Annotated in this window: 33 protein-coding genes; 1 reads left to right on the forward strand and 32 read right to left on the reverse strand. The window is 34.3% G+C overall.

Going from position 1 to position 19,517, the window contains the following annotated elements; all coding sequences use genetic code 11:
• Positions 1-52 precede the first annotated feature (52 nt).
• The 32 genes from rplQ to rpsL all read right to left on the reverse strand — a co-directional run bounded on the left by rplQ (position 53) and on the right by rpsL (position 17,585).
• Positions 53-529, reverse strand: coding sequence for a 50S ribosomal protein L17 (rplQ, locus tag J8H85_RS06080; protein WP_209653644.1), 477 nt, complete (start codon positions 527-529; stop codon positions 53-55).
• 138 nt (positions 530-667) lie between these two features.
• Positions 668-1,660, reverse strand: a complete 993-nt coding sequence (locus J8H85_RS06085) for a DNA-directed RNA polymerase subunit alpha (RefSeq protein WP_117172433.1) — start codon at positions 1,658-1,660, stop codon at positions 668-670.
• Positions 1,661-1,757: 97 nt separating this feature from the next.
• Complete coding sequence (gene rpsD / locus J8H85_RS06090) at positions 1,758-2,363, reverse strand: 30S ribosomal protein S4 (protein ID WP_209653646.1); 606 nt, start codon at positions 2,361-2,363, stop codon at positions 1,758-1,760.
• A gap of 229 nt (positions 2,364-2,592) precedes the next feature.
• Positions 2,593-2,985, reverse strand: coding sequence for a 30S ribosomal protein S11 (rpsK, locus tag J8H85_RS06095; RefSeq protein WP_209653648.1), 393 nt, complete (start codon positions 2,983-2,985; stop codon positions 2,593-2,595).
• A gap of 100 nt (positions 2,986-3,085) precedes the next feature.
• Positions 3,086-3,460, reverse strand: a complete 375-nt coding sequence (rpsM, locus tag J8H85_RS06100) for a 30S ribosomal protein S13 (protein WP_209653650.1) — start codon at positions 3,458-3,460, stop codon at positions 3,086-3,088.
• 2 nt (positions 3,461-3,462) lie between these two features.
• Complete coding sequence (ykgO, locus tag J8H85_RS06105) at positions 3,463-3,579, reverse strand: type B 50S ribosomal protein L36 (RefSeq protein ID WP_074961360.1); 117 nt, start codon at positions 3,577-3,579, stop codon at positions 3,463-3,465.
• Between the two features lie 95 nt (positions 3,580-3,674).
• Complete coding sequence (gene infA / locus J8H85_RS06110) at positions 3,675-3,890, reverse strand: translation initiation factor IF-1 (protein WP_028289261.1); 216 nt, start codon at positions 3,888-3,890, stop codon at positions 3,675-3,677.
• A gap of 9 nt (positions 3,891-3,899) precedes the next feature.
• The gene (gene secY, locus J8H85_RS06115) at positions 3,900-5,249 is read right to left on the reverse strand and encodes a preprotein translocase subunit SecY (RefSeq protein ID WP_209653651.1); all 1,350 of its coding nucleotides are present in this window, start codon (positions 5,247-5,249) and stop codon (positions 3,900-3,902) included.
• A gap of 15 nt (positions 5,250-5,264) precedes the next feature.
• A complete protein-coding gene (gene rplO, locus J8H85_RS06120; RefSeq protein ID WP_209653653.1) occupies positions 5,265-5,717 on the reverse strand; it encodes a 50S ribosomal protein L15 in 453 nt (150 codons plus the stop codon).
• 14 nt (positions 5,718-5,731) lie between these two features.
• Positions 5,732-5,914, reverse strand: coding sequence for a 50S ribosomal protein L30 (gene rpmD / locus J8H85_RS06125; protein ID WP_132218429.1), 183 nt, complete (start codon positions 5,912-5,914; stop codon positions 5,732-5,734).
• 11 nt (positions 5,915-5,925) lie between these two features.
• The gene (rpsE, locus tag J8H85_RS06130; RefSeq protein ID WP_209653656.1) at positions 5,926-6,450 is read right to left on the reverse strand and encodes a 30S ribosomal protein S5; all 525 of its coding nucleotides are present in this window, start codon (positions 6,448-6,450) and stop codon (positions 5,926-5,928) included.
• A gap of 6 nt (positions 6,451-6,456) precedes the next feature.
• Positions 6,457-6,813, reverse strand: coding sequence for a 50S ribosomal protein L18 (rplR, locus tag J8H85_RS06135; protein ID WP_209653658.1), 357 nt, complete (start codon positions 6,811-6,813; stop codon positions 6,457-6,459).
• Positions 6,814-6,823: 10 nt separating this feature from the next.
• Positions 6,824-7,366 carry a 50S ribosomal protein L6 gene (gene rplF / locus J8H85_RS06140; RefSeq protein ID WP_209653660.1) on the reverse strand — a complete coding sequence of 181 codons (543 nt, stop codon included), beginning with the start codon at positions 7,364-7,366 and terminating at the stop codon, positions 6,824-6,826.
• Between the two features lie 11 nt (positions 7,367-7,377).
• Positions 7,378-7,776 (reverse strand): 30S ribosomal protein S8, encoded by a 399-nt coding sequence (gene rpsH / locus J8H85_RS06145; protein ID WP_166967730.1) that lies wholly within the window; start codon positions 7,774-7,776, stop codon positions 7,378-7,380.
• Between the two features lie 67 nt (positions 7,777-7,843).
• On the reverse strand, positions 7,844-8,113 hold the full coding sequence (gene rpsN, locus J8H85_RS06150) for a 30S ribosomal protein S14 (protein WP_117172444.1): 270 nt from the start codon (positions 8,111-8,113) through the stop codon (positions 7,844-7,846).
• A 3-nt stretch (positions 8,114-8,116) separates the two neighbouring features.
• On the reverse strand, positions 8,117-8,668 hold the full coding sequence (gene rplE, locus J8H85_RS06155) for a 50S ribosomal protein L5 (protein ID WP_209653662.1): 552 nt from the start codon (positions 8,666-8,668) through the stop codon (positions 8,117-8,119).
• A 2-nt stretch (positions 8,669-8,670) separates the two neighbouring features.
• A complete protein-coding gene (rplX, locus tag J8H85_RS06160; RefSeq protein WP_209653663.1) occupies positions 8,671-8,982 on the reverse strand; it encodes a 50S ribosomal protein L24 in 312 nt (103 codons plus the stop codon).
• A 14-nt stretch (positions 8,983-8,996) separates the two neighbouring features.
• The gene (rplN, locus tag J8H85_RS06165) at positions 8,997-9,365 is read right to left on the reverse strand and encodes a 50S ribosomal protein L14 (RefSeq protein WP_100610627.1); all 369 of its coding nucleotides are present in this window, start codon (positions 9,363-9,365) and stop codon (positions 8,997-8,999) included.
• Positions 9,366-9,367: 2 nt separating this feature from the next.
• Positions 9,368-9,625, reverse strand: a complete 258-nt coding sequence (gene rpsQ / locus J8H85_RS06170) for a 30S ribosomal protein S17 (protein WP_044637136.1) — start codon at positions 9,623-9,625, stop codon at positions 9,368-9,370.
• A gap of 12 nt (positions 9,626-9,637) precedes the next feature.
• The gene (rpmC, locus tag J8H85_RS06175; RefSeq protein ID WP_069831954.1) at positions 9,638-9,829 is read right to left on the reverse strand and encodes a 50S ribosomal protein L29; all 192 of its coding nucleotides are present in this window, start codon (positions 9,827-9,829) and stop codon (positions 9,638-9,640) included.
• A gap of 13 nt (positions 9,830-9,842) precedes the next feature.
• Positions 9,843-10,262, reverse strand: a complete 420-nt coding sequence (gene rplP, locus J8H85_RS06180; protein WP_132218419.1) for a 50S ribosomal protein L16 — start codon at positions 10,260-10,262, stop codon at positions 9,843-9,845.
• A gap of 21 nt (positions 10,263-10,283) precedes the next feature.
• Entirely contained in the window at positions 10,284-11,012 is a 729-nt protein-coding gene (rpsC, locus tag J8H85_RS06185; RefSeq protein ID WP_209653665.1) for a 30S ribosomal protein S3, read from the reverse strand.
• Positions 11,013-11,020: 8 nt separating this feature from the next.
• Entirely contained in the window at positions 11,021-11,428 is a 408-nt protein-coding gene (gene rplV, locus J8H85_RS06190; protein WP_209653666.1) for a 50S ribosomal protein L22, read from the reverse strand.
• 6 nt (positions 11,429-11,434) lie between these two features.
• The gene (gene rpsS / locus J8H85_RS06195; RefSeq protein ID WP_117172452.1) at positions 11,435-11,713 is read right to left on the reverse strand and encodes a 30S ribosomal protein S19; all 279 of its coding nucleotides are present in this window, start codon (positions 11,711-11,713) and stop codon (positions 11,435-11,437) included.
• 3 nt (positions 11,714-11,716) lie between these two features.
• Positions 11,717-12,544 carry a 50S ribosomal protein L2 gene (rplB, locus tag J8H85_RS06200; protein WP_209653667.1) on the reverse strand — a complete coding sequence of 276 codons (828 nt, stop codon included), beginning with the start codon at positions 12,542-12,544 and terminating at the stop codon, positions 11,717-11,719.
• 13 nt (positions 12,545-12,557) lie between these two features.
• Positions 12,558-12,848, reverse strand: a complete 291-nt coding sequence (gene rplW / locus J8H85_RS06205) for a 50S ribosomal protein L23 (RefSeq protein ID WP_209653668.1) — start codon at positions 12,846-12,848, stop codon at positions 12,558-12,560.
• A gap of 5 nt (positions 12,849-12,853) precedes the next feature.
• Positions 12,854-13,483, reverse strand: a complete 630-nt coding sequence (gene rplD, locus J8H85_RS06210; protein ID WP_209653669.1) for a 50S ribosomal protein L4 — start codon at positions 13,481-13,483, stop codon at positions 12,854-12,856.
• Complete coding sequence (rplC, locus tag J8H85_RS06215; RefSeq protein WP_209653670.1) at positions 13,483-14,100, reverse strand: 50S ribosomal protein L3; 618 nt, start codon at positions 14,098-14,100, stop codon at positions 13,483-13,485. Before rplC ends, rplD begins: the two co-directional genes overlap by 1 nt.
• Positions 14,101-14,223: 123 nt before the next feature.
• Positions 14,224-14,529: a 30S ribosomal protein S10 gene (gene rpsJ / locus J8H85_RS06220; protein ID WP_111309258.1), complete on the reverse strand. Its 306-nt coding sequence runs from the start codon at positions 14,527-14,529 to the stop codon at positions 14,224-14,226.
• 10 nt (positions 14,530-14,539) lie between these two features.
• Entirely contained in the window at positions 14,540-16,666 is a 2,127-nt protein-coding gene (gene fusA, locus J8H85_RS06225) for an elongation factor G (protein ID WP_209653671.1), read from the reverse strand.
• Positions 16,667-16,672: 6 nt separating this feature from the next.
• The gene (gene rpsG / locus J8H85_RS06230) at positions 16,673-17,149 is read right to left on the reverse strand and encodes a 30S ribosomal protein S7 (RefSeq protein ID WP_117172458.1); all 477 of its coding nucleotides are present in this window, start codon (positions 17,147-17,149) and stop codon (positions 16,673-16,675) included.
• Positions 17,150-17,171: 22 nt separating this feature from the next.
• Positions 17,172-17,585 (reverse strand): 30S ribosomal protein S12, encoded by a 414-nt coding sequence (gene rpsL / locus J8H85_RS06235; protein WP_100616309.1) that lies wholly within the window; start codon positions 17,583-17,585, stop codon positions 17,172-17,174.
• A gap of 178 nt (positions 17,586-17,763) precedes the next feature.
• Between rpsL and J8H85_RS06240 the strand changes: the two genes are divergently transcribed.
• On the forward strand, positions 17,764-19,452 hold the full coding sequence (locus J8H85_RS06240) for a POTRA domain-containing protein (protein ID WP_209653672.1): 1,689 nt from the start codon (positions 17,764-17,766) through the stop codon (positions 19,450-19,452).
• The last annotated feature ends 65 nt before the right edge of the window (positions 19,453-19,517 follow it).

Genomic DNA, 19,517 nt, shown 5'->3' on the forward strand with positions numbered 1-19,517 from the left:
AAAAGATAAACTAAAATAGTTTATCTTTTGTATATTAAATGCTTATTAACATTTATTCTTCCTCTTCTTTTGTTGCCTTAGGCTCAACCGCTGGAGCAGCTGCTGGTTTTGCACCGCCTCTTCTACTTCTACGTGTTGTTTTCTTCTCTGGTTTACCTGCATTGTAAAGCTCGTTGTAATCTACAAGCTCTATCATTGCCATATCAGCGTTATCACCTAAACGATTACCAAGTTTAATGATTCTTGTGTAACCTCCTGGACGATTCGCCACTTTAGCAGCAACATCTCTAAACAATTCTGCAACAGCATCTTTTTGTCTTAAGTTAGCCATAACAATACGTCTGTTATGGGTTGTATCTTCTTTAGACTTAGTAATCATTGGCTCTACAAATTGTTTTAAAGCTTTTGCTTTTGCAACTGTAGTGTTAATACGTTTGTGCTCTATTAAAGAACAAGCCATATTAGCCAACATAGACTTTCTATGTGCAGTTTGTCTACTTAAATGATTGATTTTTTTTCCGTGTCTCATGACATTTTTGTTATCATCATCTTGCTTCTATACCTTTTTAGGGAGCAAACTATGATGGGTTAATGAATTACGATTTTTGATTTTTTGAATTACGACTTCTTTAATCAAAAATCGTAATTCGTAAATCAAAAAATCGTTCTAATCTTTATCTAATTTATATTTGCTTAAATCCATTCCGAAGTTTAAACCTTTAACGTTTACTAGTTCTTCTAGCTCGGTTAACGACTTTTTACCAAAGTTTCTGAATTTCATTAAATCGTTTTTATTGAAAGATACTAAGTCTCCTAAAGTATCTACTTCTGCAGCTTTTAAACAGTTAAGTGCACGTACAGATAAATCCATATCGATTAACTTAGTTTTAAGCAACTGACGCATGTGAAGTGATTCTTCATCATAAGTCTCAGTTTGTGCAATTTCATCAGCTTCTAACGTGATACGCTCATCAGAGAATAACATGAAGTGGTGAATTAACGTTTTTGCTGCTTCGGTTAAAGCGTCTTGTGGGGTAATAGAACCATCTGTAATGATTTCAAAAACCAGTTTTTCGTAATCTGTTTTTTGCTCAACACGATAGTTTTCAATACTATACTTAACGTTTTTTATTGGCGTATAAATAGAATCGGTAAAAATAGTTCCAACTGGTGCAGCAGCTTTTTTGTTTTCTTCTGCAGGAACGTATCCTCTACCTTTTTCAATAGTGATTTCCATATTGAAATTCACTTTAGGATCTAAGTTACAGATAACTAATTCTGTATTTAACACTTGGAAACCAGAAATGAATTTTTGGAAATCTCCAGCTGTAATTTGCTCTTGACCAGAAATTGAAATAGAGATAGATTCGTTATCAATATCCTCAATTTGTCTTTTAAAACGAGCTTGTTTTAAATTTAAAATGATTTCAGTAACATCTTCTACCACTCCAGCGATTGCTGAAAACTCATGATCTACACCTTCTATTCTAACTGATGTGATGGCGAATCCTTCTAAAGAAGATAGTAATACCCTTCTTAATGCGTTACCTACTGTTAAACCATAACCAGGCTCTAAAGGTCTGAATTCGAATTTACCTTCGAAATCAGTTGAATCAATCATGATTACTTTATCTGGTTTTTGGAAATTAAATACTGCCATGTTTTTTCTTCGTTTTAATTGTTATTTGGTTGCGCGGTTTAAAAGTTTGAAGAAGTACCCATAAACCCTTTGGCCAAATACCAATATGATTAATTTATTATTTAGAATATAACTCGACGATGAATTGTTCGTTTATATTTTCTGGAATTTGGATTCTTGCAGGAACAGAAACATAAGTTCCTTGTTTTGTATCGTCATTCCAAGTAATCCATTCGTATACTTGACTTGAGTTAGCTAAAGATCTTGTAATAGCATCAAGAGATTTAGATTTCTCTCTTACAGCAACCACATCGCCTGCTTTTAATTGGTATGAAGGAATGTTTACCAACTCACCATTTACAGTAATATGTCTGTGAGATACTAATTGTCTAGCGGCACTTCTAGAAGGAGCAATACCCATTCTATATACTACGTTATCTAATCTAGATTCGCAAAGTTGTAATAAAACTTCACCTGTAATACCTTGAGCTGCTCTAGCGCTTTTAAATATGTTTCTGAATTGACGCTCTAAAATACCATAAGTGTATTTCGCTTTTTGCTTTTCCATTAATTGGATTGCGTATTCAGATCTTTTTCCACGTTTTCTTGCGTTTCCGTGTTGACCTGGAGGATAATTTCTTTTCTCGAAAGATTTATCTTCTCCAAATATAGCCTCGCCAAATTTACGAGCTACTTTAGTTTTAGGACCAGTATATCTTGCCATTTTAAATTGTTTTTTTAAGAGTGATTATGAATTAAGGTCTTAATCTTATCCTTCGATAATCGTTGATCTCTTTTTGATACTTGTTAATAATTATTTTTTTCGGTTTGCAAATGTATGCAAAAAATTAATATCATCTGCAAAACAGATGATATTAATTTTAGTAATGATTTTTTGATTTACGATGTACGATTTTACAAATCTACAATCACAAATCTTTAATCGCATTTTATTATACTCTTCTACGCTTTGGAGGACGACATCCGTTATGTGGAAGTGGCGTAACATCGATGATTTCTGTTACTTCAATACCTGCATTGTGGATAGAACGGATAGCAGATTCTCTACCATTTCCTGGACCTTTAACGTATACTTTTACTTTCTTTAAACCAGCCTCTAAAGCTACAGCAGCTGCATCTTCAGCAGCTAATTGAGCAGCGTAAGGGGTGTTCTTTTTAGAACCTCTAAATCCCATTTTACCAGCAGAAGACCAAGAAATTACGTCTCCTTTTTTGTTGGTAAGTGCAATTATGATGTTGTTGAAAGAAGCATTAACATGAGCTTCTCCTACAGAGTCTACAATAACTTTACGTTTTTTTGTAGTTTTTGTGTTTGATTTTGCCATTTTCTATAGTTTTCAGTTTTAGTTGATAGTCGCTAGAATCCTAAACCTTTTATAATTTCAAACAGATTCCTTCCAACGTCTAAATACTAAAGACTAATTGTTATTTAGTTGCTTTTTTCTTGTTAGCAACAGTTTTTCTTCTACCTTTTCTAGTTCTAGAGTTGTTTTTTGTACGTTGACCTCTTAATGGAAGCCCCGATCTGTGACGAATTCCTCTATAACATCCAATATCCATTAAACGTTTAATGTTCAATTGAATTTCAGAACGTAATTCACCTTCGATAGTAAAAGTACCAACAGCTTCACGAATACCAGCTATTTGGTCGTCGTTCCAATCTTGAACTTTAATACTTTCATCAACATTAGCTGCTGCTAATATTTCTTTAGCTCTACTTCTACCTACCCCGTAGATATAAGTTAAAGCGATAACTCCTCTTTTGTTTTTTGGTATGTCTACACCTGCAATTCTTGCCATAATTACCCTTGTCTTTGTTTAAATCTAGGATTCTTTTTGTTTATCACGTAAAGTCTACCTTTTCTACGTACGATTATACAATCTGCACTTCTTTTTTTTACTGATGCTCTTACTTTCATCTTTTTGTAGTTTAAAAGTTTAAAGTTTAAAAGTTTAAAGTTGTTTTAAGTATTAACTTTTCAACTCTTTACTTTATAACCTTATAACTTAATCTTTAGTATCTATAAGTTATTCTCGCCTTAGATAAATCATAAGGACTCATTTCTAATTTCACCTTATCGCCTGGTAATAGTTTTATGTAATGCATACGCATTTTACCAGAGATATGTGCCGTCACAATGTGACCGTTCTCTAATTCAACACGGAACATGGCATTTGACAATGCTTCTATAATGGTTCCGTCTTGTTCTATTGCTGCTTGTTTTGCCATAGTATAATATTAAGCTACTGCTGCCTTTCTATTTTTACCTGTTTTCATCAAGCCATCATAGTGTCTATTTAACAAATAAGAGTTTACTTGTTGCATAGTATCTATAGCTACACCCACTAAAATGATTAATGAAGTACCTCCAAAAAACAATGCCCATCCTTGTTGAACACCCATAATTTTAACTATTAACGCTGGGAACACAGCAATGAACGCTAAAAATATAGAACCTGGTAAGGTTATTTGAGACATTATCTTATCTAAATATTCAGATGTTTCGGTTCCTGGACGAATACCAGGTATAAAACCACCACTACGTTTTAAATCATCAGCCATTTTATTCGTTGGAACAGTAATAGCTGTATAGAAATATGTAAATATGATAATCAATATAGCAAATGTGATATTATAGGCCAATCCAAATATATCTGCATAATTAGTCTGCATCCATGCGCCAAAAGCTGTTTCTTTTAAAAGTGAAGACCCTCCAATTAAACTAGGAACAAACATGATAGCCTGTGCAAAGATAATTGGCATAACTCCAGAAGCATTCAGCTTTAATGGAATATACTGTCTAGAACCTGCCATCGCACTTTTTTCGTAATCGCCAGTTGCTGTTCTTCTTGCATACTGTACTGCAATTTTTCTAACAGCCATAACCAACATGATACAACCTAATATGATAGCAAACCACAATACCAATTCGAAAAGAATTAACATCACATTGTTTCCTTCTAATCTGGTTGCAGCATTCTGTATAAACGATGCCGGCATTCTAGCTATAATACCTACCATGATCAATAAAGAGATACCATTACCAATACCCTTATCGGTAATTTTTTCTCCTAACCACATCGCGAAGATACAGCCTGTTACTAAAATAGTAACTGAAGAGAAATAAAACAATGGTCCTGTACCTAATAAAAAGGCACTTGTTGGAATTCCTAATGCAGGTAAACTCGCTAAATAACCTGGTGCCTGTAGCAAACAGATTGCAATAGTTAACCAACGTGTAATTTGGTTGATTTTCTTTTGACCACTAGCGCCTTCTTTTTGTAGTTTTTGTAAATATGGAATTGCTATTCCCATTAACTGAACCACAATAGAAGCAGAAATGTAAGGCATAATACCCAATGCAAAAACCGAAGCATTTGCAAAAGCTCCACCTGTAAAAGCATTTAGCAACCCTAATAAACCACCATCAGTACTATCAGCTAACCCTTCTAATTGAGCTGCATCAATACCGGGTAATACTACTTGAGCACCAAAACGGTAAACTAATAACAGACCAAGTGTAACTATGATTCTGTTTCTTAGTTCTTCTATTTTCCAAACATTCTTTAACGATTCTATAAATTTCATACTTATAATAAGGTCTTATAACGTTACAACTTCTCCGCCAGCAGCTTCAATAGCAGCTTTTGCTGAAGCAGTAAATTTATGTGCAGATACTTTTAATTTTGCTTTTAATTCACCTCTACCTAATATTTTAACTAGATCGTTCTTACCGATTAAACGGTTGGCGAATAAAGTTTCAAAATCAACAGTATCACCAACTTTTTTATCGTCAGCTAATTGTTGCAAAGTATCTAAATTGATACCTTGATACTCTACACGGTTAATGTTAGTAAAACCAAATTTAGGAACACGTCTTTGAAGTGGCATTTGACCTCCTTCAAATCCTACTTTCTTAGAATAACCAGAACGCGATTTAGCTCCTTTGTGACCACGAGTAGCAGTACCACCTTTACCAGAACCTTGCCCTCTACCTATTCTTTTTCCTTGATTTTTAACTGAACCTTCTGCAGGTTTTAAATTACTTAAATCCATTTTTCAGTATATTATTATTTAATTTCTTCAACAGAAACTAAGTGATTTACTTTACTTACCATACCAAGAATACTTGATGTAGCTTCGTGCTCTTTTACTTGACCAATCTTTTTAAGACCTAAAGATTCTAAAACTCTTTTTTGTCTTTGTGGACAATTGATTGCGCTTTTAACTTTTGTTACTTTTATTTTTGCCATCTCTGTCTGTATTAAGCTTTAAAAACTTGTTCAAGTGAAATACCTCTATCTCTAGCAATGGTGTTGGCATCTCTTAATTGTAATAAAGCATCAAAAGTTGCTTTTACAACGTTGTGAGGATTTGAAGATCCTTGAGATTTTGATAATACATCGTGTACACCAACGGCCTCAAGCACTGTTCTTACAGCACCACCGGCAATTACACCTGTACCTTGAGCTGCAGGAATAATATTTACTCTTGCGCCACCAAATTTACCTTTTTGCTCATGTGGTAATGTTTTTCCTTTTAAAGGAATACGTACTAGGTTTTTCTTAGCATCTTCTACAGCTTTTGCAATTGCACTAGCAACGTCTTTAGATTTTCCTAAACCTTGTCCTACAACACCAGCTTCATCACCAACTACAACAATTGCTGAAAAACCAAATGCTCTACCACCTTTAGTTACTTTTGTAACTCTTTGTACACCAACTAAACGATCTTTAAGATCTAATCCACCTGGTTTTACTAATTCTGCACTTTTATATTTTTTAAACATAATTTCTTAGAATTTAAGTCCTGCTTCTCTAGCTCCTTCAGCTAATGATTTTACTCTACCATGATATAAATAACCACCTCTATCAAAAGCGATCGTTTCTACACCTGCTTTTAAAGCTTTTTCAGCAAGCGACTTACCTACTAACTTAGCTACTTCAATTTTAGTTGCTTTTGCAGAACTAATATCTTTATCTCTTGAAGATGCTGCACTGATAGTTACACCAGTTACGTCATCTACAACTTGAGCATAAATTTCTTTATTACTTCTAAAAACAGTTAACCTAGGTCTAGCCTCTGTACCAGAAACTATCTTACGTATTCTGCTTTTAATTCTTATTCTTCTTTCGTATTTTGTCAATGCCATAACTTACTTATTAAGCTGATTTACCTGCTTTTCTTCTTAATACCTCACCAACAAACTTAATTCCTTTTCCTTTGTAAGGTTCTGGTCTTCTAAATCCACGGATTTTTGCAGCAACTTGTCCAACAAGTTGTTTATCGTGAGAAGTAAGTTTAATGATTGGGTTTTTTCCTTTCTCTGAAACTGTTTCAACTTTAACTTCAGGAGCTAAGTTCATAACAATAGCGTGTGAAAAACCTAATGCTAATTCCAATTTTTGACCTTGGTTACTAGCTCTATATCCTACACCAACTAATTCTAATTCTTTAGTCCACCCTTTAGATACACCTTCAATCATGTTACGCATCAATGATCTATATAAACCATGTTTTGCTTTTTGATCTTTAGTATCTGAAGAACGTGTAACTAATACATTTCCATCTTCAACTTTAATATCTACAGAATCGAAATTTTGAGTTAATTCTCCTAATTTTCCTTTTACTGTAACTACTGAGTCTTTTATATCAACTGTAACGCCTTGCGGAATTACTACTGGGTTATTACCTATTCTAGACATATCTTATCTTTTTAGTAAACGTAACACAATACTTCACCACCAACATTATCTCTTTTGGCTTGTTTACCTGTCATTACACCGTGAGATGTTGAAACAATGGCAATACCAAGACCGTTAAGGATTCTAGGTAATTCTTTTGAACTTGCGTATTTACGTAAACCTGGTTTACTTATTCTTTGAATCTTTTTGATTACAGGCTCTTTAGTTTCTTTGTTGTACTTAAGTGCAATTTTGATTGTACCTTGTACTGTAGAATCATCAAACTTGTAACTTAAAATATATCCTTGCTCGAATAATATTTTAGTGATGTCTTTTTTAAGATTAGAAGCAGGTATCTCAACCACTCTGTGGTTCGCACGCACTGCGTTTCTAATTCTTGTCAAATAATCCGCTATTGGATCTGTGTACATAATGAATTGATTTGTGATTTTGGTTTTCGGACTATTCCGAACCTTAAATCTGATTATTTAAATAATATTACCAACTTGCTTTTCTAACTCCAGGAATAAGACCATTGTTGGCCATTTCTCTAAAAGTTACACGAGAAATTCCAAATGTTCTCATATACCCTCTAGGTCTTCCTGTTAATTTACATCTATTATGCATACGAATAGGAGAAGCATTTTTTGGTAACTTTTGTAATGCTTCATAATCGCCAGCTTCTTTTAAAGCTTTACGTTTTTCAGCATATTTAGCTACTGTTTTAGCTCTTTTTACCTCGCGGGCTTTCATTGATTCTTTAGCCATAACTTAGTTCTTTTGAAAAGGTAATCCTAATTCGGTTAATAATGATTTTGCTTCTTTGTCAGTTTCTGCAGACGTTACAAATGTAATATCCATACCTGAGATTTTATTAACTTTATCAATATTAATCTCTGGGAAGATGATTTGCTCGGTAATTCCTAAATTGTAGTTACCACGTCCGTCAAATCCTGTAGCTTTAATTCCGTTAAAATCTCTTACACGTGGAAGTGCAGAAGTAACTAAACGGTCTAAAAACTCGTACATTTTTTCGCCACGTAAAGTTACTTTTGCCCCAATTGGCATACCTTTACGTAATTTAAAAGATGCAACGTCCTTTTTAGAAATTGTTGCTATAGCTTTTTGTCCAGATATTGTAGTTAACTCTTCTACTGCGTAGTCAATTAACTTTTTGTCTGCAACTGCAGCTCCAACACCTTTAGATATTACTATCTTTTGTAGTTTAGGAACTTGCATTACATTTTTATATCCAAATTCGTCTGTAAGAGCTGCAATTACTCTGCTTTTATACTCTTCTTTAAGTCTCGGTGAATATGCCATAACTATATTACTTCATTAGATTTTGTTGAAAATCTTACTTTTTTATCACCTTCAATTTTATAACCAATTCTTGTAGTTTCTCCTTTCGAAGTTAACAATGATAGGTTAGAAATATGAATAGGCGCTTCTTTTTCTACGATTCCACCTTGAGGGTTTTTAGCACTTGGTTTAGTATGTTTCTTAACCATGTTTATACCCTCAACAATCGCTTTGTTCTTATCTATTAATACTTTTTGTACTTTACCTTCAGCACCTTTGTGGTCTCCAGCAATTACTTTTACAGTATCTCCAGTTTTTATTTTAAGCTTTGTCATCTTAAATTAATGTATTAAAGCACTTCAGGTGCTAATGATACAATTTTCATGAATTGTTTATCACGAAGTTCTCTAGCAACAGGACCAAATACGCGTGTTCCTCTCATCTCTCCTTGAGCGTTTAAAAGCACACATGCATTATCGTCAAATCTTATATAAGATCCGTCTGGTCTTCTTACTTCTTTTACAGTACGTACAACAACTGCCGTTGAAACAGCACCTTTTTTAATGTTTCCATTAGGTGTTGCGTCTTTTATGGAAACAACAATTTTGTCTCCTACAGATGCGTATCTTCTTTTAGTACCACCTAAAACGCGGATAGTTAAAACTTCCTTTGCTCCAGTATTGTCTGCTACCTTTAATCTTGATTCTTGCTGTACCATAATTATTTAGCTCTTTCTATGATTTCAACTAATCTCCAACATTTAGATTTACTTAAAGGTCTTGTTTCCATGATTCTTACAGTATCTCCAATATTACAATCGTTTGTTTCGTCGTGTGCAACATATTTTTTTGTTTTCAACACGAACTTACCATACATAGGGTGTTTTACTTTTTTCACCTCAGAAACCACAATAGATTTCTGCATCTTGTTACTTGTAACAACTCCTATACGTTCTTTTCTTAAATTTCTTGTTTCCATCTTTTAGCAGAATTATTGTAATTCTCTTTTAGTTAATTCTGTCGCAATTCTTGCTACGCTTCTTCTTATAGAACGTAATTGAATTGGATTTTCTAAAGGAGATATTGCATGAGCTAATTTTAGGTCTGAATAACTCTTTTTTGTTTCACCAAGTTTCTCTTGTAACTCGGCTACTGATAATTCTTTAATTTCTGATTGTTTCATGATATCAAATAAATTATGCTTCGTAATCGCGAGCGATTATAAACTTAGTTTTAACTGGTAGTTTTTGAGCCGCTAAACGTAACGCTTCTTTAGCGATCTCTAGTGATACTCCTCCTATCTCAAAAAGCATTCTTCCTGGTTTAACAACAGCTACCCAATATTCAACGGCACCTTTACCTTTACCCATACGTACTTCAAGAGGTTTCTTTGTAATTGGCTTATCTGGAAATATTTTAATCCATAATGAACCTTCTCTTTTCATGTAACGTGTAGCAGCAATACGTGCAGCTTCTATTTGACGTGACGTTAAAAACTCAGACTCGAGTGATTTTATACCAAAAGTACCATATGAAAGTTGGTGTCCTCTTTGAGAAAGACCTTTCATGCGTCCTTTTTGTTGTTTACGAAATTTTGTTCTTTTAGGCTGTAACATTTTTCTTTACTTTATAAAAAATTACTTTCTACGACGTGGCTTAGAATTATTTCCTCCACGAGGTGCTCCTGCACCTGCCTTCCCTTGCTTTTTGGATAAACCAACTAGCGGAGAAAGTTCTCTTTTACCATATACTTCACCTTTCATAATCCATACTTTAACACCCAATCTACCATAAGTAGTGTGTGCCTCAACTAAAGCATAGTCAATATCGGCTCTAAAGGTTGATAAAGGAATACGTCCTTCTTTGTAGTGTTCAGCACGTGCCATTTCAGCACCATTTAAACGACCACTAATTTGAACTTTAATTCCTTCAGCGTTCATACGCATCGTAGCAGCAATAGCCATTTTTATAGCACGACGGTATGAAATTCTATTTTCAATTTGACGTGCAATGCTAGTTCCTACTAAAAATGCATCAAGTTCAGGTCTTTTGATTTCAAAAATATTAATCTGAACTTCTTTTCCAGTAATCTTTTTAAGTTCTTCTTTTAACTTGTCTACCTCTTGACCGCCTTTACCAATGATGATACCTGGACGCGCCGTAGTGATAGTAACGGTTACAAGCTTTAGAGTTCTTTCAATAATTACTCTACTTACACTAGCTTTAGATAAACGTACATGTACGTATTTTCTAATCTTATCGTCTTCGGCAAGCTTATCTCCATAATCATTACCTCCGTACCAGTTAGATTCCCATCCTCTGATAATACCTAAGCGATTTCCGATTGGATTTGTTTTTTGTCCCATTGTCTATCTTAGCTTTGTGTGTTATTATTAGCTCCAACTACGATTGTTACGTGGTTTGAGCGTTTTCTAATTCTGTGTGCACGACCTTGTGGTGCTGGACGCAATCTTTTTAACATTGCTCCTCCATCTACTCTAATTTCTTTTACAATCAACTCAGCATCTTCAATGCTAGCTTCTTCGTTTTTAGATTGCCAGTTAGCAATTGCAGATAAAAGCAATTTTTCTAATTTAGCTGAAGCTTCTTTTTGGTTGAATTTTAAAATATTAAGAGCTTTCTCTACTTTTTCGCCTCTTACTAAATCGGCTACTAAACGCATTTTTCTCGGTGACGTAGGACAATTGTTAAGTTTTGCAAAAGCAACAAGCTTATTACCTTCCTTAATAGCGTCTGCCATTTGTTTTTTACGACTTCCCATAGCTTACTACTTTTTACCTTTATTTTTAGCACCTGCATGTCCACGGAATGAACGTGTTGGTGAAAATTCTCCTAATTTATGACCTACCATGTTTTCAGTAACATATACTGGTACAAATTGGCGGCCATTGTGAACTGCGATAGTTTGTCCAACAAAATCTGGAGTAATCATAGAGGCTCTAGACCATGTTTTGATTACGGTTTTTTTGTTAGCCTCCACATTGTCAGCCACTTTTTTCTCTAATTTATAATGAACGAACGGTCCTTTTTTTAATGATCTTGCCATGTCTTATTTCTTTCTACGTTCTACAATATATTTATTACTTGCATTCTTTTTAGAACGTGTTCTATAACCTTTAGCTGGAATACCGTTTCTAGAACGTGGGTGTCCTCCAGAAGATTTTCCTTCACCACCTCCCATAGGGTGATCAACAGGATTCATTACTACTGGTCTAGTACGTGGACGTCTTCCTAACCATCTTGTTCTACCTGCTTTACCAGATACTAACAATTGATGATCTGAATTAGACACAACACCAATGGTTGCTAAACAGTTAACAAGAATCAATCTTGTTTCACCAGAAGGCAATTTAATTGTTGCAAATTTACCATCTCTTGCCATTAATTGAGCAAAAGCACCAGCACTACGAGCCATAATAGCTCCTTGACCTGGACGTAACTCTACACAAGAAATAATGGTTCCTAATGGAATTTGACTAAGAGGCATAGCATTTCCAATTTCTGGAGCTATACCTTCTTGACCAGACACTACAGTTTGACCTACTTGTAAGCCGTTTTGTGCAATGATATATCTTTTTTCGCCATCTTGATAGTTCAATAGCGCGATAAAAGCGGTTCTGTTTGGATCGTATTCGATAGACTTAACTTCAGCAGGAATTCCTTCTTTGTTACGTTTGAAATCGATAATACGATACTTTCTTTTATGACCACCACCTATGTAGCGCATGGTCATTTTTCCTTGACTGTTTCTACCACCAGACCTTTTGTTCGGAACGAGTAAACTCTTTTCCGGCTTATCAGTAGTAATGGCGTCAAATCCATTTACTACTCTAAATCGCTGTCCTGGTGTGATTGGTTTTAATTTTCTTACTGACATTTTTTGTCTTTAATTACATGTTACTGTATAAATCAATCATTTCACCTTCCGCCAGTTGTACAATTGCTTTTTTAACAGCATTTGTTTTACCATGTTGAATACCAGTTTTTGTGTATTTGGTACTCCTATCTGGACGGACATTTATAGTACGAACTTTTTCAACAGAAACGCCATAGGTTGCTTCCACAGCCTTTTTAATTTCTACCTTGTTCGCCTTAGTTTTCACTGCGAAAGTATAGCAGTTATTTAACTCGCTATTAGCTGTCGCTTTTTCTGTGATTATAGGTTTAATTAAGATACTCATGGTTTCTATTTACTTAAATTTGTTTCAATTCCTTCTAAAGCTCCCTCTAAAAGCACAACTTGGTTTGCATTTAGAATTTTATAAGTGCTTAATTCTGAACTAGTTATAACTTCAGAGCCTTGTAAATTGCGTGACGACAAATATACATTATTATTCGACGCACCCAACACAAACAAAGATTTTTTGTTTTCTAAGTTTAATGCTTTTAAAACAGCTGTGAAATTTTTAGTTTTTGGAGTGTCAAAATTAAAATCTTCCAACACAACAATTGACTGCTCACCTGCTTTAATACTTAAGGCTGATTTACGAGCTAAACGCTTTACGTTTTTGTTAAGCTTGAAGCTATAATTTCTTGGTCTTGGACCGAACATACGACCACCACCTTTAAAAACTCCAGATTTAATAGAACCTGCTCTTGCTGTACCAGTTCCTTTTTGCTTTTTAATCTTACGAGTACTTCCAGAGATCTCAGCACGTTCTTTCGATTTGTGAGTTCCTTGTCTTTGGTTTGCTAAATATTGTTTAACATCCAAATATACTGCGTGATTATTAGGCTCAATAGCAAATACATCTTTAGAAAGGTCTGCCTTTCTTCCTGTATCTTTTCCGTTTATATCTAAAACTGCTACTTTCATTATTTCTGAATAATTACATAAGAGTTTTTATGTCCAGGCACACAACCTTTAACAACAAGTAGATTTTTATCTGCTACTATTTTTAAAACTCTTAAATTTTCAACATTCACTCTATCACCACCAGTTCTTCCGGCCATCTTCATTCCTTTAAATACTCTTGCAGGATATGAAGCCGCTCCAATAGAACCTGGCGCTCTTAAACGGTTGTGTTGACCGTGTGTTGCTTGACCTACACCACCAAAACCGTGACGTTTTACAACACCTTGGAAACCTTTTCCTTTTGATATTCCAGCAATATCAACGAATTCACCTTCAATAAAGTGCTCTACTGTGATTGCATCACCTAATTTGTACTCCTCATCAAAACCTTTGAATTCAACGATTTTGCGTTTTACAGAAGTCCCTGCTTTTTTAGCGTGACCAAGGTCAGCTTTTGTAGCACTTTTTTCTGTCGCGTCATCGAAACCAAGTTGAATAGCTTTGTAGCCGTCAACCTCTTCAGTTCTGACTTGGGTAACGATACATGGTCCAGCTTCGATTACTGTACATGGAATGTTTTTTCCATTTTCATCGAAAATGCTGGTCATACCGATTTTTTTTCCAATTAACCCAGACATATTTATTATTTATTAATGATTACTATTTGTTTTTAAAAATTCAAGGCTGAAAATACATTCAGCCTTGAATTGTATTTTACCGTTTTTCCTTAACCATCGTTAAGGACATGTTTCTGTTCTTACTTACACTTTAATTTCTACTTCAACACCACTTGGCAATTCAAGTTTCATTAAAGCATCAATTGTTTTTGAAGACGAAGAATAAATATCCAATAAACGCTTGTAAGAGCTTAATTGGAATTGTTCTCTTGCCTTTTTATTTACGTGTGGAGAACGTAATACAGTGAAAATTTTCTTGTTTGTTGGTAATGGAATTGGACCTGTTACCACCGCACCTGTACTTTTTACAGTTTTTACAATCTTATCAGCAGACTTATCTACTAAGTTATGATCGTAAGATTTTAATTTAATTCTAATTTTTTGACTCATATTCTTAGTTTTAAGCTTCTGTTCCTTTAGCCGCTTTAATCACTTCTTCAGATATATTTGAAGGTGTTTCAGCATAATGTGAAAATTCCATAGTTGATGTTGCACGACCTGATGATAATGTTCTTAATGTAGTTACATAACCGAACATTTCTGATAATGGCACATGTGCTTTTACAGTTTTTGCTCCTGCTCTATCACCCATATCATTAACTTGTCCACGACGTCTATTCAAATCACCAACAATATCACCCATATTTTCTTCTGGAGTAATAACTTCCAGTTTCATAATAGGCTCCATAATTACAGCTTTTGCAGCTTTTGCAGATGCTTTAAAACCTAATTTAGCAGCTAATTCGAACGATAATTGATCAGAATCCACATCATGGTAAGAACCATCTGTTAATGTTACTTTCATAGCATCAACTTCGTATCCTGCTAATGGACCATTTTGCATTGCTTGTTTAAATCCTTTTTCAATAGAAGGGATAAATTCTTTAGGAACGTTACCACCTTTAATTGCAGATATAAACTCTAAACCTGTTTTTCCTTCTTCTGCTGGCTCCAAAGTAAATACGATATCAGCAAATTTACCACGACCACCAGATTGTTTTTTGTAAACTTCTCTATGTTCAGCTTTACGAGTAATAGCCTCTTTGTACTCAACTTGAGGAGCACCTTGATTAACTTCTACTTTAAACTCACGACGTAAACGGTCTACAATAATATCTAAGTGAAGCTCACCCATTCCAGAAATAATAGTCTGTCCTGAAGCTTCATCAGTTCTCACTGTAAATGTTGGATCTTCTTCAGCCAATTTAGCTAAAGACATACCTAATTTATCAACATCAGCTTTCGTTTTAGGCTCAACCGCGATACCAATAACGGGATCAGGGAAGTTCATACTTTCTAAAACAATTGGGTGTTTTTCAGCTGAAAGAGTATCTCCTGTTTTGATATCTTTAAATCCTACTGCTGCTCCAATATCTCCTGCTTCAATAAAATCGATAGCATTTTGTTTGTTTGCATGCATTTGGTAGATACGAGAGATACGCTCTTTATTGCCTGAACGGTTGTTCAACACATAAGAACCAGCATCTAAACGACCTGAATAAGCACGGAAGAATGCCAAACGACCAACATAAGGATCGGTAGCAATTTTAAATGCTAATGCAGAGAACGGCTCTTTTACATCTGGCTTACGTCTTTCTTCTTTTTCTGTATCTGGATTAACTCCAATTACACTTTCTCTATCCATTGGAGAAGGCAAATAACGACATACAGCATCCAACAAGAATTGTACACCTTTATTTTTAAATGAAGAACCACAAATCATAGGAATGATAGCCATATCCATTACAGCAGCTCTAAGTGCAGCGTGCACTTCTTCTTCTGTAATAGAATCTTCATCTTCCATGAATTTTTCTAATAAGTTCTCATCATAAGTAGCTACTTCTTCAATAAGTAAAGCTCTATATTTTTTAGCTTCAGCTTTTAATTCATCTGGAATTTCAATAACATCAAAAGTTGCCCCTTGAGTTTCATCATGCCATACGATAGCTCTGTTTTTTACTAAATCTACGATACCTTTAAAATCAATCTCGTCACCAATATTTAAAACGATTGGCACCGCGTTAGATCTTAACATATCTTTTACTTGTTGACAAACTGCTAAAAAGTTAGCACCTTGACGGTCCATTTTGTTAACGAAACCAATACGAGGCACTTTGTAGTTATCAGCTAGTCTCCAGTTAGTTTCAGATTGAGGCTCAACACCATCAACCGCACTAAATAAGAACACTAAACCATCTAATACACGTAATGAACGGTTTACTTCAACCGTAAAATCAACGTGACCAGGAGTATCAATGATGTTAAAATGATAACTCATTGAATTATCAGTAGGCTCACCATTTTCTCTTGGAAATACCCATTCGCAAGTTGTAGCCGCAGATGTGATAGTAATACCACGCTCTTGCTCTTGCTCCATCCAGTCCATGGTTGCAGCACCATCATGTACTTCCCCAATTTTATGGGAAACTCCTGTATAATAAAGTATACGCTCTGTTGTTGTTGTTTTACCAGCATCAATGTGAGCAGCGATACCTATGTTTCTTGTATATTTTAAATCTCTTGCCATGTTGTATTAAAATCTAAAGTGAGAGAATGCTTTATTAGCCTCTGCCATTTTGTGAGTATCTACTCTTTTCTTAACCGCTGCTCCTTCTTCTTTAGCTGCTGCTAAAATTTCTGAAGCTAAACGTTGTGCCATAGATTTTTCGTTTCTTTTGCGAGAATAGCTAATTAGCCATTTCATTGCTGTAGAAACTTTACGGTCTGGACGAATTTGCATTGGAATTTGGAATGTTGCACCACCAACACGACGACTACGTACTTCTACGTGAGGCATAACGTTTGATAAAGCATCTTTCCAAGTTTCTAAAGCTGTTTTTTCTTCGTTTGTTTTTTTCGACTCTACAATGTCAATCGCATCATAAAATACTTTAAAAGCCACAGACTTCTTTCCATCCCACATCATCATGTTAACGAAACGAGTTACTAACTGGTCGTTAAAACGTGGATCTGGTAAAAGCGGTCTCTTTTTTGCTGCTCTTTTTCTCATGTCTTCTTCTTAAAAGTTTTAATTACTTTTTCTTACCTTTTGCTGGAGCTGCTGCTACTTGCCCTGGTTTTGGACGTTTCGCACCATACTTAGACCTACGTTGTGTTCTACCTGCAACACCTGCTGTGTCTAAGGCACCACGAACGATGTGATATCTAACTCCTGGTAAATCTTTTACTCTTCCGCCTCTAACCAATACTATCGAGTGCTCTTGTAGATTGTGACCTTCACCTGGGATGTATGCATTCACCTCATTACCATTTGTTAATCTAACACGAGCAACTTTACGCATTGCTGAGTTAGGTTTTTTAGGTGTAGTGGTGTAAACACGCGTACAAACCCCACGTCTTTGTGGACACGAATCTAAAGCAGCCGATTTACTCTTCTTGGTTATTTTGGCTCTTCCTATTCGTACTAATTGTGAAATTGTTGGCATATATATTATATATAAATTTTAAAATCCTCTTTTAAGAGGGCTGCAAAGGTAGAAATTAAAATGAATAATTCAAATCCTAATTCATTAATTTTCACAACATTTATAATATTTTTTTATTAGTTATATTATTAGTGTTAGTTTTCCGTTAGATTTACATATTAAAACAGCTATTCATCCCGTGCAGAAAACACTCTTTTTATACCTTATTATATATATAGTATTTTCTTCGGAAATTTTTTGCCAAACCTTATACCTAAAAATTGATGGTGAAAACACCATGGAAACCACTACCATCGATTCGTTAAACTATTTTAAAAAACATGAAAATTATACATCTATTAAAAATGAAGTAGATTCGCTTCAAAAAAGCTTATACAGAATTGGTTATATTGAAAATGAACTAAAATTTATTGACAGAATTAATGACTCATCCTTCGCTGCAAAAATTCATCTTAAAAGAAAATATAATGTTATACATATATATTATGACAAATCCATTATCAACCCGAAACTAATAAATGCCATATCAAACAAGGTGTTTGACAACTATTTTTCGGTTCCTTTCAGTGAACTTGAAAATACTTTAAGCTATATTAATTCTAAAATTTCAGAAGAAGGATACCCTTTTTCTAAATTATATCTATCTGATATTGAAATAGAAAAATCAAACTTAAAAGGAAACTTAATTGTAGCATCTAAAAACCAGAAGCGCGTAATAAGTGACATTATCATTAAAGGATACGAAAAGTTTCCTCGTTCATATTTAAAACATTATTTAAAAATTAAGCCCAATCAAACTTTTAATTTAAGCGTTATAAAAAACAAAACGCAGCAATTGAACAATTTAAGGTTTGCCAGTGAAATAAAACCACCTGAAGTTTTGTTTTCAAAAGATTCTACAACCTTATATTTATACCTTCAAAAAACAAAAAGCAATGCGTTTGATGGCTTTTTAGGATTTGGCACCAATGAAGACACAAACCAACTACAATTTGATGGTTATTTGAATTTAAACCTTACTAACAATTTAAACTACGGTGAATCGTTTAAGTTGCTTTACAAAAGTGATGAAAACGACCAAAAAACTTTTGAAACCAACCTTTCCCTACCCTATTTTTTTAAGTCGCCCGTTGGGTTAGACCTAGCTTTGCGTATATTCAAAAAAGATTCATCTTTTACCACGGTAAACCAAACTGCAAAAATTCACTACCAAATAAATGCGAAGCACAAGGTTTATACGGGAATTTTATCCACCCAGTCCAACAATTTATTGAGCCAAACCACAACCTCCATATTAGATTACAAAACAACTTACTATACATTTGCCTATCAGTTTCTAAAAAACCAAAACTATAATTTGCTTTTCCCCGTAAATTCGCAACTATATGTTGAGAGCAATTTTGGAAAAAGAAAACAATCAAACCAACAAGAAAAACAAACATTGTTGAGTTTGGATGCTTTTAAAATTTTTAATTTGAATTACAAAAATAGCATCTATTTAAGAATAAACGGTTCTACACTTAATTCCAATACTTATTTTGAAAACGAACTTTTGCGCTTTGGCGGCATAAATTCCATAAGGGGTTTTGAGGAAAACAGTATATACGCGTCCCTAATGAGCTTATTAAATGCCGAATACCGATATCAACTTAACAATTCTATCTACATACATACCATTACCGATTTGGCGTATTTTGAAAACAAAATTTCCAACACAAAAGAAAAACTGTTTGGTTTTGGCTTTGGTTTTGGAATTTTAACTAAAACAGGCTTGCTTAGGTTTAACTACGCAAATGGCAAAACTGAGAATAATCAATTTAAACTTTCTAATTCTAAGATACACCTTAGTTTCACAGCAAATTTCTAACCCTAAATTGTCATTTTCTTAATTTTTTGCCCTAATTCGTAAATTTTAACCATTATTTATTGTTT

Source organism: Mariniflexile gromovii, assembly GCF_017814435.1.
GTDB classification, from domain to species: Bacteria; Bacteroidota; Bacteroidia; order Flavobacteriales; family Flavobacteriaceae; genus Mariniflexile; species Mariniflexile gromovii.

Bases quoted from the DNA above. Each gene is read 5' to 3' on its own strand.
- rplQ (WP_209653644.1), bottom strand. From the start codon at position 529: ATGAGACACGGAAAAAAAATCAATCATTTAAGTAGACAAACTGCACAT.
- J8H85_RS06085 (WP_117172433.1), bottom strand. From the start codon at position 1,660: ATGGCAGTATTTAATTTCCAAAAACCAGATAAAGTAATCATGATTGAT.
- rpsD (WP_209653646.1), bottom strand. From the start codon at position 2,363: ATGGCAAGATATACTGGTCCTAAAACTAAAGTAGCTCGTAAATTTGGC.
- rpsK (WP_209653648.1), bottom strand. From the start codon at position 2,985: ATGGCAAAATCAAACACAAAAACTACAAAAAAACGTAAAGTTATTGTA.
- rpsM (WP_209653650.1), bottom strand. From the start codon at position 3,460: ATGGCAAGAATTGCAGGTGTAGACATACCAAAAAACAAAAGAGGAGTT.
- ykgO (WP_074961360.1), bottom strand. From the start codon at position 3,579: ATGAAAGTAAGAGCATCAGTAAAAAAAAGAAGTGCAGATTGTATAATC.
- infA (WP_028289261.1), bottom strand. From the start codon at position 3,890: ATGGCAAAACAAGCAGCAATAGAACAAGACGGAACCATTATAGAAGCA.
- secY (WP_209653651.1), bottom strand. From the start codon at position 5,249: ATGAAATTTATAGAATCGTTAAAGAATGTTTGGAAAATAGAAGAACTA.
- rplO (WP_209653653.1), bottom strand. From the start codon at position 5,717: ATGGATTTAAGTAATTTAAAACCTGCAGAAGGTTCAGTTAAAAATCAA.
- rpmD (WP_132218429.1), bottom strand. From the start codon at position 5,914: ATGGCAAAAATAAAAGTAACAAAAGTTAAAAGCGCAATCAATTGTCCA.
- rpsE (WP_209653656.1), bottom strand. From the start codon at position 6,450: ATGTTTAAAAAATATAAAAGTGCAGAATTAGTAAAACCAGGTGGATTA.
- rplR (WP_209653658.1), bottom strand. From the start codon at position 6,813: ATGGCATTGACAAAATACGAAAGAAGAATAAGAATTAAAAGCAGAATA.
- rplF (WP_209653660.1), bottom strand. From the start codon at position 7,366: ATGTCTAGAATAGGTAATAACCCAGTAGTAATTCCGCAAGGCGTTACA.
- rpsH (WP_166967730.1), bottom strand. From the start codon at position 7,776: ATGTACACAGATCCAATAGCGGATTATTTGACAAGAATTAGAAACGCA.
- rpsN (WP_117172444.1), bottom strand. From the start codon at position 8,113: ATGGCTAAAGAATCAATGAAAGCCCGCGAGGTAAAAAGAGCTAAAACA.
- rplE (WP_209653662.1), bottom strand. From the start codon at position 8,668: ATGGCATATTCACCGAGACTTAAAGAAGAGTATAAAAGCAGAGTAATT.
- rplX (WP_209653663.1), bottom strand. From the start codon at position 8,982: ATGACAAAGCTTAAAATAAAAACTGGAGATACTGTAAAAGTAATTGCT.
- rplN (WP_100610627.1), bottom strand. From the start codon at position 9,365: ATGGTACAGCAAGAATCAAGATTAAAGGTAGCAGACAATACTGGAGCA.
- rpsQ (WP_044637136.1), bottom strand. From the start codon at position 9,625: ATGGAAACAAGAAATTTAAGAAAAGAACGTATAGGAGTTGTTACAAGT.
- rpmC (WP_069831954.1), bottom strand. From the start codon at position 9,829: ATGAAACAATCAGAAATTAAAGAATTATCAGTAGCCGAGTTACAAGAG.
- rplP (WP_132218419.1), bottom strand. From the start codon at position 10,262: ATGTTACAGCCTAAAAGAACAAAATTTCGTAAACAACAAAAAGGACGC.
- rpsC (WP_209653665.1), bottom strand. From the start codon at position 11,012: ATGGGACAAAAAACAAATCCAATCGGAAATCGCTTAGGTATTATCAGA.
- rplV (WP_209653666.1), bottom strand. From the start codon at position 11,428: ATGGGAAGTCGTAAAAAACAAATGGCAGACGCTATTAAGGAAGGTAAT.
- rpsS (WP_117172452.1), bottom strand. From the start codon at position 11,713: ATGGCAAGATCATTAAAAAAAGGACCGTTCGTTCATTATAAATTAGAG.
- rplB (WP_209653667.1), bottom strand. From the start codon at position 12,544: ATGTCAGTAAGAAAATTAAAACCAATCACACCAGGACAGCGATTTAGA.
- rplW (WP_209653668.1), bottom strand. From the start codon at position 12,848: ATGAGTATCTTAATTAAACCTATAATCACAGAAAAAGCGACAGCTAAT.
- rplD (WP_209653669.1), bottom strand. From the start codon at position 13,483: ATGAAAGTAGCAGTTTTAGATATAAACGGAAAAGATACAGGAAGAAAG.
- rplC (WP_209653670.1), bottom strand. From the start codon at position 14,100: ATGTCTGGGTTAATTGGAAAAAAAATCGGTATGACCAGCATTTTCGAT.
- rpsJ (WP_111309258.1), bottom strand. From the start codon at position 14,529: ATGAGTCAAAAAATTAGAATTAAATTAAAATCTTACGATCATAACTTA.
- fusA (WP_209653671.1), bottom strand. From the start codon at position 16,666: ATGGCAAGAGATTTAAAATATACAAGAAACATAGGTATCGCTGCTCAC.
- rpsG (WP_117172458.1), bottom strand. From the start codon at position 17,149: ATGAGAAAAAGAGCAGCAAAAAAGAGACCGCTTTTACCAGATCCACGT.
- rpsL (WP_100616309.1), bottom strand. From the start codon at position 17,585: ATGCCAACAATTTCACAATTAGTACGAATAGGAAGAGCCAAAATAACC.